The following is a 12,864-nucleotide window of genomic DNA, read 5'->3' as shown; positions in this document are numbered from 1 at the left end:
AGACGACCATTGATGATGTACTATGGGGTTACGGGCTGATCGTTGCATCTCCCTCTAGGACCGTCGCACCGTCGGCAGTATCAACAGTTATTGATATCTCCGCCGTCATCGTGTTGCCCGTTCGATCCGTCTCGACCTCCGCGACCGTTCCGCTGACGCGCAGCGAGTCGCCAGGCCGAACCGTTCCGACGAACCGGGTCCGAAACCGGTCGACTACGTCGATAGGCACCCAGTCCGTCACTGCCGCCGACGCGAAGCCGGCAACGAGCATTCCCGGCACGATCACGCCGTCCTGGCCGGCCGCTCTGGAAAACTCGTCGTCGTGGTGGAGGGGATTGAAATCGCCGCTGGCCCCGAGATAGCGGACAATCTGCGTCCGATCAAGGTCGTCGACGCGGAACGTCGGCAGCTCGTCCCCGACCGAGAGCGCGTCCGGATCGAGATTCATTGCGAATCGGCCGCCTCCCGTTCGATGCGCGTCCGTCGTTCGATGACCACGACTTCGCCGTCCGCGTCGGTGTACGTCGTCTCGAGGACGGCAAAAGTAAGCGTCCCGTCGGTGCCGGGCTTCTGATACACGTCGACCAGTTCCGTCGTCCCGTCGAGCGTGTCGCCGACGGTCACAGGGCGGCTGTACTCGTACTCCTGTTCGCCATGGACGGTGCGTTCGGGGTCGAAGCCGAGATTGAATCCGAACGAGGACCCGTCGTCGCCGACGCGGTACCGAGGGAAGTACGCGACCCGTGTGAACGTAAGCGGCGCGGGGACGTCGTCGTACCCAGCCTCTCGCGCGGCTTCACCGTCGTAGAACATCTCGTTCTGACTCTCGATCGCCCGTGCAAACTCGGCGACCTTCCCCGCTTCCACGGTGAGATCGGTGACCGTCTGCCGACGTTCGCCGACCAGCGACTCGAGTTCCGCCATGGATTTCTCAGGCACTGCTGATCCCCTCGTTGGCTTCGATCCGCTGCCGCCAGTCGGTCGGGATCGGACGGGACGATCCGCTCTCGTTATCATATATCACCTGAACCGTCTCGGCCGTCGAGACGATATCGCCGTCGACGCGGAGCGTGTACTCCATGGTGAGACTCGAGGTCCCGAGGTCGGTCACCGCGACCTCGATATCGACGACGTCGCCGCGGGTGATCTCGGCGCTGTAATCGATCGTCATGTGCACGACGACCGTGTCTGCTGCCCGGAGGTCGTACTCCAGCACCTCCTCGTAGTATCCTGCCCTCGCCTCCGCGAGGAAGTTCGGATATTCGCTGTTGTTGACGTGTCCCATCGTATCGATGTCCTGAAACCGTACCGGTATCGACGTCACGTGCGTTGCTGCCATCACCGTCAGTTCTGACGTGAGTTCTCATAAATCACGGGGATCAATATCAAATACCACTCACCGGCGTCGATACCCGCGAGACCCGGCCCCATCGCTGTTGGGATCCGTTCGATCGAAACCGTCGCTGACCCGCCCAGTAACTGGCGAGTACGACGGCCGGACAAATCACTGGAGGGAAAAACGGCAGCCGAGAGGTTATCCCAGTTGCTTTTTGAACACGCCGCGAATCGCCGGACCGATCGTCAGCGCGACGATCGCGATCACGATGATCAGCGAGAGGGGATCGTTCACGAAGATCATCAACGAACCGTCGGACAGGGTGAGCGATCGGGCGAAGTTCTCCTCAGCGATCGGTCCGAGGACGATCCCGAGGACGAACGCGATGACCGAGTAGTTGTACCGCTTCATGTAGTAGCCGATGATGCCGAGACCGAACACCGTCAGCACGTCGATCCAGTTGACTCGGAGCAGGAATCCACCAACGACGGCGAGAACGACAATCATAGGGATGATGATGTCCGTATCGATCTTTGTCAGGACCCCCATCCGGCTAATGAACGTTAGTCCGACGAACAGAATGACGAAGTTCCCGAGGAACAGCGCGATGAACACCGCGTAGGTGATCTGGAGGTCGGACGAGAAGAGGTTCGGACCCGGCTGGAGACCGTGCATGATGAGACCGCCGAGCAACACGGCGGTCGAACCGCTGCCGGGGATCCCGAACGAGAATGTCGGGATGAGCGATCCAGGAATCGTCGCGTTGTTCGCGGATTCCGCTGCGATCAGTCCCTCGTGGTTGCCGGCGCCGAATGAGTCCGGATCGTCCGACGAACGCAGTGCTTCCGCGTACGAGACGAACGTCGACACCGTCGACCCAGCGCCGGGAACCGAACCGATTCCCATGCCGATGAGACTCGACTTCGCGATTAGATATGGTTTCGTGAGAACGGAGCTGATTCCGCTACGGATCGAACCGGTGATCTCCATATCTGTCTGTGCGACGCCGCCCTCCTCTCCTGCCAGGTTGATCATCTCGGCAATAGCGAATAGGCCGATCAGTGCGGCGACAAAACTAATACCGTCGAACAGCGCCGGATCCCCGAACGTGAATCGCTGCTGGGGGATCATCGGTGCCATCCCGATCGTGGCGAGAAGCAGTCCGAACATCCCGGAGACGACACCCCTGATGAGCGATCCGCGGGCCACGATCGCGATCATTGCGATGCCGAGAAGCGCGATGAGGAAGTACTGGGGTGACCCAAACAGCAGCACCATTCTGACGAGGAAGGGCGAGATGAGGATCAACAGCACGATCGTAATAAATCCGCCGAGCGTTGACGCGACAGCGGACATCGCGAGCGCGGTGATCGCCTGTCCCTGTCGCGAGAGCGGGTACCCGTCGAGCGTCGTCGCCGCTGCTGCTGACGTCCCGGGCGCGTTGAGGAGAATCGCTGCAATGCTCCCGCCGTACATCCCGCCACTGTAGATACTCACGAGCAGAATGATAGCGTTTACCCCGTCGAGCGGAAGCGTGAGCGGAAGGATGAGCGCCATCCCGAGCGAGGCGCCGATGCCAGGGAGTGATCCGACGAAGATTCCGATGAGGATTCCGACCGTCAGCCAGAGTAGCGGTTCACCGGTCAGGATGATGCTGATCGCTTCGGATAGTGCGTCTAACATGGGTCAGCCCACCAACACCCCCGAACTGAGTTGTACATTGAGCAGTCCCATAAAGCCGTACACGATCCCAAACGCGCCCGCCGTCAGTCCGACTGTGATGTACCAGTCGTGGTCCACCCAGTACGAATAAGCGAACACGAACACCGGTGAGGCGAAGAGGAAGCTGATGAGATAACACAGCACTACGTATCCAGCCGTCATCACGGAGAGTACGAATCGCTTGTTTTCCAGCGCAGCTCGCGGCGACGGGAGGATCGAGTGCGACTCGAATTGTCGCTCGTCCGTCGCTCCCGTCACCGCTTCGGCGCTCGTTTCGTTATCGGACTCCTCCTTGGAGTCGACTGTCGGTTCTCTGTCGGTCGTCATGTCGTCCATCTCCTCGGTCTGCGCTTCGACCTCCTCGATTTCCTCCTCGTAGGAGTCGAACATGTCTCCGGACTCGCTCACGACCGCTCGCAGCGGAGCGGGGAGAAACGGCTCAAGGAGGAGCACCAGTGCTCCAAGGAACGTGATCGAAGCGATAAATCGCGGAAACATCCCCGACGGATCGCGGAACTCGGCGGCCTCAACGAACATGTAGGCGGAAACGACGAGGAGCCCTATCAGAAGTATGTGCTCTGCCGTGATCCTCTGGCTTAAATTACGTGAATTGCTCTCAGACATCACATCACCATGCAATAACGATGAGGAGGAATTACCTTATAGTTTGTGTTGATCGCTATCGTATGCGTGGGATGTAGCCCCGCTCGACCGCCACGACTCGCCTCACGACGAGTCGTCAGAGAGATGTCCCTTGAGCGCCTCCAGCACGGCGACGTAGTCGTCGTCGGACGAGTTCAGTAACTCCTCGTGGAGGGCAATCGTCTCGTCGATGATCGGCGCTCGATACCCGGCGTCCGCAGTCGTCTGCCGCACTTCACGTAGTTCACCCAGTCGGCGTTGCGCGTGTTCCGGGGTGTTCTCGAGCGCGGTTCGCATCCACTCCTCAACTGATCGCTCGTCGAAGAGTCCGTTCAGGTCGTCGAGGACGTCCTCGTGGACGCCGTACGCGACGGCCGGAGCGAGCGTTTCGGCAACGAGTTCGCGCATCCCCTTGGTGAACGTGCTCCGGAACATCTTGAGCAGCGCCGGGTGCATCGGATCCGCGCCGACATCCTGGACCGTGAATCCGACCGCTCGAAGGGCGGCGACGGTATCGGCGCGATCCGGCCCCCCGATGACCAGTCGGACGCTGTCGCGACCCGCCGCGGCAGATCCCATGATGGTCGCCTTGAGCGGCGTGCCGCCGGCCGCCTCGATCTTGTCGACGATCTGTTCGGTCGTCGCCGGCGACACCGAGTTGAGATCGAGGAACGGCTGTCCCGGCGCGAGCCCCGGGGCGGTCTCCGCAGCGACGTCAGCGGCCGTCGCCGGCCAGACGCAGGAACAGACGAGCTCCGTCTCCGCCGCGAGCGACGCGTAGGAGTCGGCGACAGCAATCGGCGAGTCAGAAAGTCGCTCGCGAAGGCGATCCGGAGATCGAGTCAGTACGGTGACGTCGATGTTGGCTTCGACAAACGCTCGAGCGAGCAGTTGACCGGCCTCGCCGTACCCGATAAGTCCGATGCGCTCGATGCTCTCGGCTCCGCTACAATCCGCATTTTCGGCGCTCATTTCGTACGGGTAGTCGAGATTTCAGCTCATAAGTCCTCCTGTGGATTGGTGACGAGGAGATCGCGACGCTTCGGAGCGATACTCGACTCCGGAGACGGTCACAACGCATTACTGCGATAACGGGGTACAGACGGGCAGCGTCACAGTTCTACTGTCTGACCGGGACAGCAACGCGGTTTCGGCCAGTCCGCGAGCGCCGGTACCTTTTCCACCAGTGTGGCTGTACATTTGAGCGGAGGTCCAGTGGGCGAACGCACTGGAAAGTACACGCATGAAAATCGGATTCAGATGTACGGAAGGCGGGCAGCGGTTCGACGAGGCACTGACAGAGGTCCAACATGCCGAGGAGCTCGGCTTCGACTCGGCATGGGTCGCCGAACACCACGGCTGGGACGCGAAGTGGCCGAATTCCTATATCGCACTTGCCGGATTTGCAGCCGCGACGGACGAAATCGAGTTCGGAACCGGCGTCACGATCCTCCCACAGACGAACCCGGTCTCGCTCGCAGGCGCGGCGAATCTCGTCGATGTCGTCTCGGACGGTCGCTTTATCCTTGGCGTCGGAACCGGTTGGCGCCGCGACGAGATGGAGAATCTTGGGTACAACTTCGAATCGCGCGGCCCGCGCATGACCGACCACCTGTGCGCACTCAACGAACTATGGGAACCCGGACCATCGTCCTACGACGGCCGGTTCGTGTCGTTCGAGGAGTTCGACCTCGCACCCGAGTCCGTCCGCGATCCGCGACCGCCGATCTGGGTCGGCGGCGGATCGACGCCCGCACTGAAGCGGGCCGCGCGTCTGGGGGATGCCTGGCTGCCGTCCTGGCGCGAACCGTTCGACGCTCTTGAGGAGCAGTATGCGACGTACGAATCGTTCCTAGACGATGCCGACGGCTCGAACAGTTCGGTTCCGCTGCTCCGAATCGCCTGTATCGACGAGGACGGCGACGTCGCTCGTGAGAAGCTTCGCACCCTGCTGACGAAACTGGTCGAATCGTACCGGGCGAAGGGGTCGACGGTTCCGGAGGCATGGGTGAGCGCGCTCGAGGGCGACATAGACGAGTTCGCGCAGGATCTGTTCGTTTACGGGACACCGTCTGAGTGTGCAGCCCAACTCGAACGGTACCGCGAGGCCTTCGGCGTCGATCACGCGGTGTTGCGGCTCGCGACGCCGACGACGGACCACGAGGACGTCATGGAGGCCGTCGACCTGTTCGGTTGCCGTGTGATCCCCGATCTTTGAGGGAACGCCCGCTCCCAGTACCGTTTCAGAGATCCGGTTGGCACCGCGGCCCGTAGTCCCGAAGCTGTGGTCCGTCGTCCGTAGCCACTGGGAGATAATCCGGTCTCGACACTAAATGAAATCGAACGACCATGCCGTCGAACGCGATCTATTGTAGTTGGCCGAGGTCGACCTGCTCGTCGATGCTAAATGCTGACTCGATGGCCGCGTTGGTCTCGTCGGGACCGTTGAACAGCACTTCGTTGCCCGTCTCTTCGGACCACTCCTGGACCTCGTCGGAATTGATGGCCGCCTCGTAGGCGTCGGCGAGCGTCTGAACACGATCATCGGGCGTGTCCGGTGCGCAAGAGGCGGTTCGCATGATTGCTCCGAACTCGTCGACGTTCGTCCAGCCGGCGTCCTCGGTGGTCGACGTGTCCGGGAAGACGCTGGATCCGTCGGAGGTCAACACCCCAACGATGTCGATGTTCCCCTCCTCGACGGCACCGGCGGCCGAGGAGTCGGTCGCGGTTCCCACGGGAATCTCGCCGGACGCGGCTGCCTGCACGGTCGGGCCGGAACCGTCGTAGACGATCCAGTCCTCCCAGGGGACATCGCCCTCTTCGCGGAGTTGGATCATGGCGACGTGGTTCGCGGCGCCAAGCGACCCGCCGAACTGCGTGAGATCGCCATCCTCGTACCTGTCCGCGAGGTCTTCCATCCCCTCGATCTCCTCGTCAGGGTTCGCGAAGATGACGTACGGCGTCTGTCCGTACTGGCAGATCCCCTTCAGCTGAGAGAGGTCGTCGTTGGTCTGGTTGAGCAGCCATGCGATGCCGGCCGTCGGCAGCGTGTGGCCGACGTGCGTGTAGCCGTCTGGCTCGGCGTAATACGCTTCTGTGATACCCTGAATCGATTCGGCGCCGGGAATGTTTTCGAGTTGCACGTCGACACCGAGCTCTTCCCCCACTTGCGGCAAGATGCCTCGCGCGTACGTGTCGGAACCGCCGCCCTCACCGTATGGAATGATGTGACGAATGTTGTCACTCGGAAACTCGCCGTCCCTGTTGTCGCCCCCGATACAGCCGGCGAGACCGACTGTAGTTGCTGCACCCACACACTTCACGAAGTGGCGCCTGTCAAAACTTGGCATACACGGATCGGTATCCAATGTAGCATATTAAACCTTATGTCTCCGATGGAACAGACACTGATTATTCATCGGGAGTCGTTCTCGGTAGGATGATACTCAGGCGATCTCTCACCGGGCAAAGGGGAACAGCGCCCACCGATCGGGGCAGCCTCCCTCGAAGGCGGATTCAGTCTGACTGAACCGCTGCGGTCGCCGTGTGCGTTCCGTGATCCACTGGGAACGGCATCGAGTTCGATCAGATCGGCGAGGGCGGGCCGGATTTATGTGCGATCCCGACAAGGTCTGACCCGTGATCATGCAGTACGACACCATCGAGAGCAAGCTAGAGGACGGCATCGCGACGGTAACGCTCGACAGACCCGAGTCGCTAAACGCATTCTCGCCGACGCTCAGAGGGGAGCTGGTCGACTGTCTCGAGGAGATCCGCTCGCTCGATCGGGACGAGTCCGAACCGAACGTCCGCGCGGTTGTCGTCGAGGGCACCGGCAAGCAGGCGTTCAGCGTCGGTGCCGACGTCAACGCCGACGGCGATGCTCCCCAGCCCAGCGTGAAGGAGTTCCGAGACGAACTCGTTCTCCCCCCGAATCTCCCGATGCCGGTCGTCGCCGAGATCGACGGCTACTGTCTGGGCGCCGGCCTCGAGTTCGCGATGGCCTGCGACTTTCGCCTCGCAACGCCGGAGAGCGAACTGGGCTTTCCCGAGTCGCGGCTCGGGATCCTTCCAGCCAACGGTGGCGTCCAGCGGCTCGTCTCGCAGGTCGGCTCGAGTCGCGCCAAGGAACTGGTGATGGCGGGTGAGCGCGTCTCCGCCGAACGGGCGGAAAGCGACGGATTCGTCGATTACGTTCACCCCCGCGCGGAAATCGATTCGTTCGTCCGAGAGTTCGTCGATCGGATCACGACCGGCGCGCCGCTCGCGATCCGCGCCGCGAAGGACGTTATCGATACGGGACTCGGTACCGATCTGGAGACGGCGATCCAGTACGAACACCGGGCGTCTCGTGCGCTTCGAGAGACGCGCGATCACGAAGAGGGACAACGGGCGTTCCGAGAGGATCGAGAGCCTGAGTGGCAGTGGGAGTGAGGCGGTGACCTGGCTCTCGGTACGAGGTCGAGATGGCGTAACCGTACCTGCGACGCGTCAGTCGTCCTAACCCATTACGTCGAGGACGTATTCGGCGGTACCGCCCCGGACAACGTGGCTGTTCTGTCCGACGTCGAGTTCGTCAGCGACGCCGTTGGCAACCGTCGAGACGGATCGGAACAGCTCCTCGGAGCTGATCCCCATCCGCGAGAGCATGTGAAGCAGGTCCTCCGTCGGCGTGTTCCCGACGCCTTCGAGTTCGTCGGGGAGGACGACGCCACCGCCGACTCCGCAGACCGACGTGTCGAACCGGTCGACGCCATGTTGCATCGCGACGAGCGTGTTCGCGAGGCTCATGCCATTAGTGTCGTGGAGGTGGAGGCCGCAGTCGAGGTCGGGCCAACGCTCCCGGACGGCTGAGAGACTCTCTGAGACCTGTGCGGGATCAGCGAGCCCCATCGTGGTCGCAAGCGTGACTTCGTCGACGCCCGCTTCGACCATCGCGTCGACCACGGAGAGAGTCTGTTCCAGTGGGACGCGCCCCTCGTAGGGACAGTAGAAGCTGGTCGCCATCCCCGCCTCGACCGCGACGTCGGTCCCGTCCGCGAGGTCGACGATCCGCTCGATCTCCGCGATGCACTCCTCGCGGGTCGCGTTCTGGTTCTTCTCGCAGTAGGTTTCGCTCACTGCGAGGAGCGCATTGACCTTGTCTACGCCGGCCTCGAGGGCCCGCTCCATGCCGATAGAGTTGGGGACGAGCGCCCGGTAACTGACGTCCGACCGGCGATCGATTCGCTCGGCGACCTCCGCGGCGTCACGGAGATTCGGCACGGCGTCGGGGTGGGTGAACGACGTGAACTCGATCTCGTCGACGCCCGTCTCGGAAAGCCGATCGATCAGTTCGACCTTCGTCTCCGTCGGAACGAACTCATCCAAACTCTGAAATCCGTCACGCGGCAACATCTCGACGATCCGGACATCCTCGGGAAGGTCGTCCATCTAGATCACTCCCCCCTCGGAGAGCCGCTCGTACTCCTCCTCGTCGATCCCCACCTCCTCGAGGTACACCTCCTCGTTATGTTCGCCCGGGGACGGGCCGAGGTGGGACACTTCGCCCGGCGTCTCGGAGTACTTCGGCACAATGCCGTGGGTCTTCACCTCACCGAGGTCCGGGTCCTCGACGGAGACGATATTGTCCCGCGCTTGGTAGTGCGCGTCCTCGAAGATATCGGCCATGTCGTAGATCGGTCCGACGATGGCATCGGAGGCCTCCATCACCTCGATGACCCCGTCGGTCGGCCGCTCGCTGGTCCAGTCCTCAATGATCGCGTCGAGTTCCTCGACGTTATCCAGGCGGTCAGCGTTCGTCTCGAAACGCGGATCGTCGATGAGGTCCTCACGACCGATCGCCGCCATCACGTTCTCGAAGATCCGCTGTGACGACGCGGAGAGCGCGATGTAGCCGTCCGCGGTCTCGTACATGTTTCGGGGCGCGGAGTTCTCCGATCGGTTGCCCGTGCGCTCGGAAACGTAGTCCATCGTATCGTAGGCCTCGACCTTGCCGATGAACAGACGAAACAGGGGTTCGTACAGGCTCACGTCGACGACCTGTCCCTCGTTCCCCTCTGTCATCTCACGGTCGAACACCGCGTACACCGCCGACTGGGCGGCGTACTGTCCCGCCGTGAGGTCGGCGAGCGGAATCGGCGGGAGCAGGGGATCGCTGTCCGGGAAGCCGTTACTGTGGGCCCACCCGGAGATACCCTCGGCGACGGATCCAAAGCCCGGCTTATCGGATTTCGGGCCGGTCTGGCCGTAGCCAGTGATGCGCACCATGACAATACCCTCGTTAACTGCTTTCAGTTCCTCGTAACCGAGGTTCCACCGTTCCATGGTTCCCGAGCGGAAGTTCTCCAGGACGATATCGGCATCCTCGACCAGTTCGAGCGCCATCGCCTGACCCTCGTCCGACGACAGATCGAGCGTGACACAGCGCTGGTTGCGACCCAGCGACTTCCACCACATCGACTCACCGTCCTTGATCGGCTTCCACTCGCGGATCGGGTCCGTCTTCGTCGGGTGTTCAACAGTGATGACGTCGGCGCCGAAGTCGGCCAGCGTCGAGGCAGCGAAGCCGCCGCTTATCATCGTCGTGAAGTCAACGACGCGAAGGCTACGTAACGGTCCTTGGGACATACGTACGAATAACAAGGGCAACGGGATGTAATATAAGTTTGTTTCTCGAGGGTCCGGAGACGGACGGGCGAACCGATCGCGTCGCCGGAGAACAGCGTTCCGACACCGGCCGGTTTCCGAACACGGATGGAGTCAGTCCCGTTCCAGGCCGACATCGTAGGGTGGAACCTCCATTCGCCACCACTCGTCGGTCGGTTTCCCCTCCCGGAGCCAGCGGATGTAGGCGTGGTTCATGTCGAACGTCGTTCCGCGTCGAATACTTTGGAGTCGAGGGACGCGCCGCGGCGGGACGTTCCCGACGTTGACCGACGGGCCGAACTGGTAGACCAGCCAGGACCAGAACTTCGCGTACTCGAGTGAATTCATCGTTGAACTCCAGATCTCGAAGACGATGTTCTCCGGGCCGACGGCCTCTGCGACCTCCAGCAATGCCTTCTGTCCCTCCCGATACGCGAGGTCGCGGCCGATGAGGTTCCGAACGACCATCCCCTCCCAGTAGATCGCCTCGCATCCGGCGTCGAGGAACCGTTCGAACCGCTCGATCGTCTCCTCGATCTTGACGCGGTCGAGCGAATACCGAGTCTCATCCTCGTGAACCACTTGGCACCGACCTCACCGACGACGTCAAATCCGCGCTCTCGGAGCGTCTCGACCTCCGATCGCATCTCGTCCACGGACGGGCGATCGACGTGCGTTTCGTACTCCACGACATCGATACTGGCCTCCTCAAGGCGGTCGAGAAATTCGTCGTCTGTCCCCTGCATGCGTGCGACCTCGCCGGGAGCGCTGTCGATCTGAACCCGGATGTCGTCTCTGATCACGTCGTCCGGGGCCCAACTGGCGGCATCGAGCAGTTTCACGACATCGATATACTCACCGTACCGTTCGAGGACCGCCTCCGGAACGTTCACCTGTGGCGTCACGAAGCACAGGCCCTCATATCGCGGTTTTTAGACACGTGACGGCTCTCGAGACCACCTAGGAATCTATCGCTCATGCCCGGGCTAACAATGAACATGTATGAATTCGTTCTCCTCGATGTTCAGTTCGCGCCGAGCGGAGAGTTCAAGTCAGACGCTCAGACCCGCGGATGCTCCTCGACGACGCGCTCGGCAAGCTGCGCCGCAAGCCCGGTGTACCGCGTCGGGTCGGTTAACGACGCGACCTCCTCGGGCGTGAGGGCGTCCGTGACCCGATCGTCTTCGAGCAGCCGATCGACGAACTCGTCGTCCGAGTCGGCCGCCATCGCGTTCTCGTAGACGATCTCGTGGGCCGTCCCCCGCCCGACGTGGTCTGCAAGGGCCATCATCACGTTCTCCGAGGTCACGAAGGCGCCGTGGATCGAGAGGTTCTCGCACATCCGGTCCGCGTCGACCGTCAGCCCTTCGACGAGCTGGCGCGCGCTCTCCGCGCAGCGATCGGCGTAGCCGAAGGCCGTCGGAACGACCGCAAACTCGCCGTACCAGGTCGACGCCGAGCGCTCGTCGAGGGTGGCCATCAGTTCGAGCATCGATCGGGCCTCGCTCCGGAGGAGCTGCGCGGCCATCGCGGTCTTCTCTGCACGCTTCGGGTTACGCTTGTGGGGCATCGTGCTGCTGCCGACTTCACCCTCGGGAACCGGGTCCCGGAGTTCGCGTATCTCCGGCCGGTTCAGGACGAGGACCTGCCTCGCGATTCGCGAGAGTGTGCTCGCGACCGCCGCAAGCGCGGTGACCACCCGCGCGATCCGATCCCTCGCGGCGTGCCAGCCGACCGTCGGAACCTCGAGTCCGAGTTCGTCCGCGAACGCGTCGGCGATCTCGAGGCCATCCGAACCGAACGTTGCGTACGTCCCGACCGCGCCGCCGAACTGACAGACGGTGATCGATTCCTGGATCGACTCGAGGTAATCGACCTGCCGGCGGAGCTCGTCCAGCCAGCTCGCCGCCTTCAGGCCGAACGTCGTCGGTACCGCGTGGACGTAGTGCGTCCGTCCAATCATCGGGGTGTCGGCGTGGGTCTCGACGTGATCGGCGAGGTGGAACTCGATCGCCCGGAGCCGCTCGAGCAGTTCGTCAAGTCCGTCTCGCACCTGCAGGACGGTCGTCGTGTCCATGACGTCCTGGCTGGTTGCGCCCCAGTGAACGTACTCGCCCTCATCGCCGATCATTGCCTGCCAGCCGCTGATAATCGACATCGCGAGGTGGCCCCGCTCGTCGAGGTAGCGTTCGACGACATCCATGTCGACGTGTTCAACCGACGCACGGTCGGTGAGCGTTTCCGCGACCTCCTCGGGGATCATGCCGACCGACGCCTCCGCCCGTGCGAGCGCCGCCTCGACCCGGACGAATCGGTCAACGTAGCTTTCGGTGCCGAAGATCTCCCGCATGGCCGGTGTACTGAACGTATCCGCGAACAGCGGACCCTGTACCTGTGACGCCATAGCTAATAGCTCGTTTCGATCGACATAATCGTTCACCTCGAAACGAGCTACCGTTCTCATGATCGAGGCGGCGGCAGCGAAGCGTCGAGATCTCGATCGGGATTCGCGGCCA

General features: G+C 62.3%; 13 protein-coding genes and 1 pseudogene. 2 read left to right on the top strand and 12 right to left on the bottom strand.

Going from position 1 to position 12,864, the window contains the following annotated elements:
* Window positions 1-28 precede the first annotated feature (28 nt).
* The 6 genes from HYG81_RS42830 to HYG81_RS42805 all read right to left on the bottom strand — a co-directional run bounded on the left by HYG81_RS42830 (window position 29) and on the right by HYG81_RS42805 (window position 4,672).
* Window positions 29-448 carry a MaoC family dehydratase gene (locus HYG81_RS42830; RefSeq protein ID WP_226778473.1) on the bottom strand — a complete coding sequence of 140 codons (420 nt, stop codon included), beginning with the start codon at window positions 446-448 and terminating at the stop codon, window positions 29-31.
* On the bottom strand, window positions 445-939 hold the full coding sequence (locus HYG81_RS42825) for an FAS1-like dehydratase domain-containing protein (RefSeq protein ID WP_226778472.1): 495 nt from the start codon (window positions 937-939) through the stop codon (window positions 445-447). Before HYG81_RS42825 ends, HYG81_RS42830 begins: the two co-directional genes overlap by 4 nt.
* Window positions 932-1,339, bottom strand: a complete 408-nt coding sequence (locus tag HYG81_RS42820) for an acyl-CoA thioesterase (protein ID WP_226778471.1) — start codon at window positions 1,337-1,339, stop codon at window positions 932-934. The genes HYG81_RS42825 and HYG81_RS42820 overlap by 8 nt, the downstream gene beginning before the upstream one ends.
* 195 nt (window positions 1,340-1,534) lie before the next feature.
* Window positions 1,535-3,019: a tripartite tricarboxylate transporter permease gene (locus HYG81_RS42815; protein WP_226778470.1), complete on the bottom strand. Its 1,485-nt coding sequence runs from the start codon at window positions 3,017-3,019 to the stop codon at window positions 1,535-1,537.
* A 3-nt stretch (window positions 3,020-3,022) separates the two neighbouring features.
* Window positions 3,023-3,595 carry a hypothetical protein gene (locus tag HYG81_RS42810; protein WP_226778469.1) on the bottom strand — a complete coding sequence of 191 codons (573 nt, stop codon included), beginning with the start codon at window positions 3,593-3,595 and terminating at the stop codon, window positions 3,023-3,025.
* A gap of 189 nt (window positions 3,596-3,784) precedes the next feature.
* Window positions 3,785-4,672, bottom strand: a complete 888-nt coding sequence (locus HYG81_RS42805) for an NAD(P)-binding domain-containing protein (RefSeq protein ID WP_226778468.1) — start codon at window positions 4,670-4,672, stop codon at window positions 3,785-3,787.
* A gap of 271 nt (window positions 4,673-4,943) precedes the next feature.
* Here HYG81_RS42805 and HYG81_RS42800 point away from each other — a divergent pair, with 271 nt between their 5' ends.
* Entirely contained in the window at window positions 4,944-5,918 is a 975-nt protein-coding gene (locus tag HYG81_RS42800) for an LLM class flavin-dependent oxidoreductase (protein ID WP_226778467.1), read from the top strand.
* Window positions 5,919-6,066: 148 nt separating this feature from the next.
* On the opposite strand, the gene HYG81_RS42795 is transcribed toward HYG81_RS42800, so the two are convergent.
* On the bottom strand, window positions 6,067-7,014 hold the full coding sequence (locus tag HYG81_RS42795; protein WP_226778466.1) for a Bug family tripartite tricarboxylate transporter substrate binding protein: 948 nt from the start codon (window positions 7,012-7,014) through the stop codon (window positions 6,067-6,069).
* A gap of 331 nt (window positions 7,015-7,345) precedes the next feature.
* Here HYG81_RS42795 and HYG81_RS42790 point away from each other — a divergent pair, with 331 nt between their 5' ends.
* Window positions 7,346-8,134 carry an enoyl-CoA hydratase/isomerase family protein gene (locus HYG81_RS42790; RefSeq protein WP_226778465.1) on the top strand — a complete coding sequence of 263 codons (789 nt, stop codon included), beginning with the start codon at window positions 7,346-7,348 and terminating at the stop codon, window positions 8,132-8,134.
* Between the two features lie 66 nt (window positions 8,135-8,200).
* Here HYG81_RS42790 and HYG81_RS42785 read toward each other — a convergent pair whose 3' ends face one another.
* From HYG81_RS42785 to HYG81_RS42770, 5 genes and pseudogenes are all read right to left on the bottom strand, one after another.
* Window positions 8,201-9,133 carry a hydroxymethylglutaryl-CoA lyase gene (locus HYG81_RS42785; protein WP_226778464.1) on the bottom strand — a complete coding sequence of 311 codons (933 nt, stop codon included), beginning with the start codon at window positions 9,131-9,133 and terminating at the stop codon, window positions 8,201-8,203.
* Complete coding sequence (locus tag HYG81_RS42780; protein WP_226778463.1) at window positions 9,134-10,330, bottom strand: CaiB/BaiF CoA transferase family protein; 1,197 nt, start codon at window positions 10,328-10,330, stop codon at window positions 9,134-9,136.
* 132 nt (window positions 10,331-10,462) lie between these two features.
* Window positions 10,463-10,930 (bottom strand): phosphosulfolactate synthase, encoded by a 468-nt coding sequence (locus tag HYG81_RS45310; RefSeq protein ID WP_233289942.1) that lies wholly within the window; start codon window positions 10,928-10,930, stop codon window positions 10,463-10,465.
* Window positions 10,931-10,983: 53 nt separating this feature from the next.
* Window positions 10,984-11,241 (bottom strand): annotated as a pseudogene (locus HYG81_RS45935) (hypothetical protein); the annotation flags it as partial.
* A gap of 167 nt (window positions 11,242-11,408) precedes the next feature.
* The gene (locus HYG81_RS42770; RefSeq protein WP_226778462.1) at window positions 11,409-12,752 is read right to left on the bottom strand and encodes a class-II fumarase/aspartase family protein; all 1,344 of its coding nucleotides are present in this window, start codon (window positions 12,750-12,752) and stop codon (window positions 11,409-11,411) included.
* Window positions 12,753-12,864: the final 112 nt, after the last annotated feature.

This window comes from Natrinema zhouii (assembly GCF_013456555.2).
GTDB classification, from domain to species: domain Archaea; phylum Halobacteriota; class Halobacteria; order Halobacteriales; family Natrialbaceae; genus Natrinema; species Natrinema zhouii.
The sequence above is the reverse complement of the archived record's forward strand: the minus strand, read 5'-3'. Positions and strand labels throughout refer to the sequence as shown.

Coding starts and splice junctions, on each gene's coding strand:
- HYG81_RS42790 (WP_226778465.1), top strand. CDS start 7,346: ATGCAGTACGACACCATCGAGAGCAAGCTAGAGGACGGCATCGCGACG.
- HYG81_RS42785 (WP_226778464.1), bottom strand. CDS start 9,133: ATGGACGACCTTCCCGAGGATGTCCGGATCGTCGAGATGTTGCCGCGT.
- HYG81_RS42770 (WP_226778462.1), bottom strand. CDS start 12,752: ATGGCGTCACAGGTACAGGGTCCGCTGTTCGCGGATACGTTCAGTACA.
- HYG81_RS42830 (WP_226778473.1), bottom strand. CDS start 448: ATGAATCTCGATCCGGACGCGCTCTCGGTCGGGGACGAGCTGCCGACG.
- HYG81_RS42805 (WP_226778468.1), bottom strand. CDS start 4,672: ATGAGCGCCGAAAATGCGGATTGTAGCGGAGCCGAGAGCATCGAGCGC.
- HYG81_RS42810 (WP_226778469.1), bottom strand. CDS start 3,595: ATGTTCGTTGAGGCCGCCGAGTTCCGCGATCCGTCGGGGATGTTTCCG.
- HYG81_RS42780 (WP_226778463.1), bottom strand. CDS start 10,330: ATGTCCCAAGGACCGTTACGTAGCCTTCGCGTCGTTGACTTCACGACG.
- HYG81_RS42820 (WP_226778471.1), bottom strand. CDS start 1,339: ATGGCAGCAACGCACGTGACGTCGATACCGGTACGGTTTCAGGACATC.
- HYG81_RS42815 (WP_226778470.1), bottom strand. CDS start 3,019: ATGTTAGACGCACTATCCGAAGCGATCAGCATCATCCTGACCGGTGAA.
- HYG81_RS42800 (WP_226778467.1), top strand. CDS start 4,944: ATGAAAATCGGATTCAGATGTACGGAAGGCGGGCAGCGGTTCGACGAG.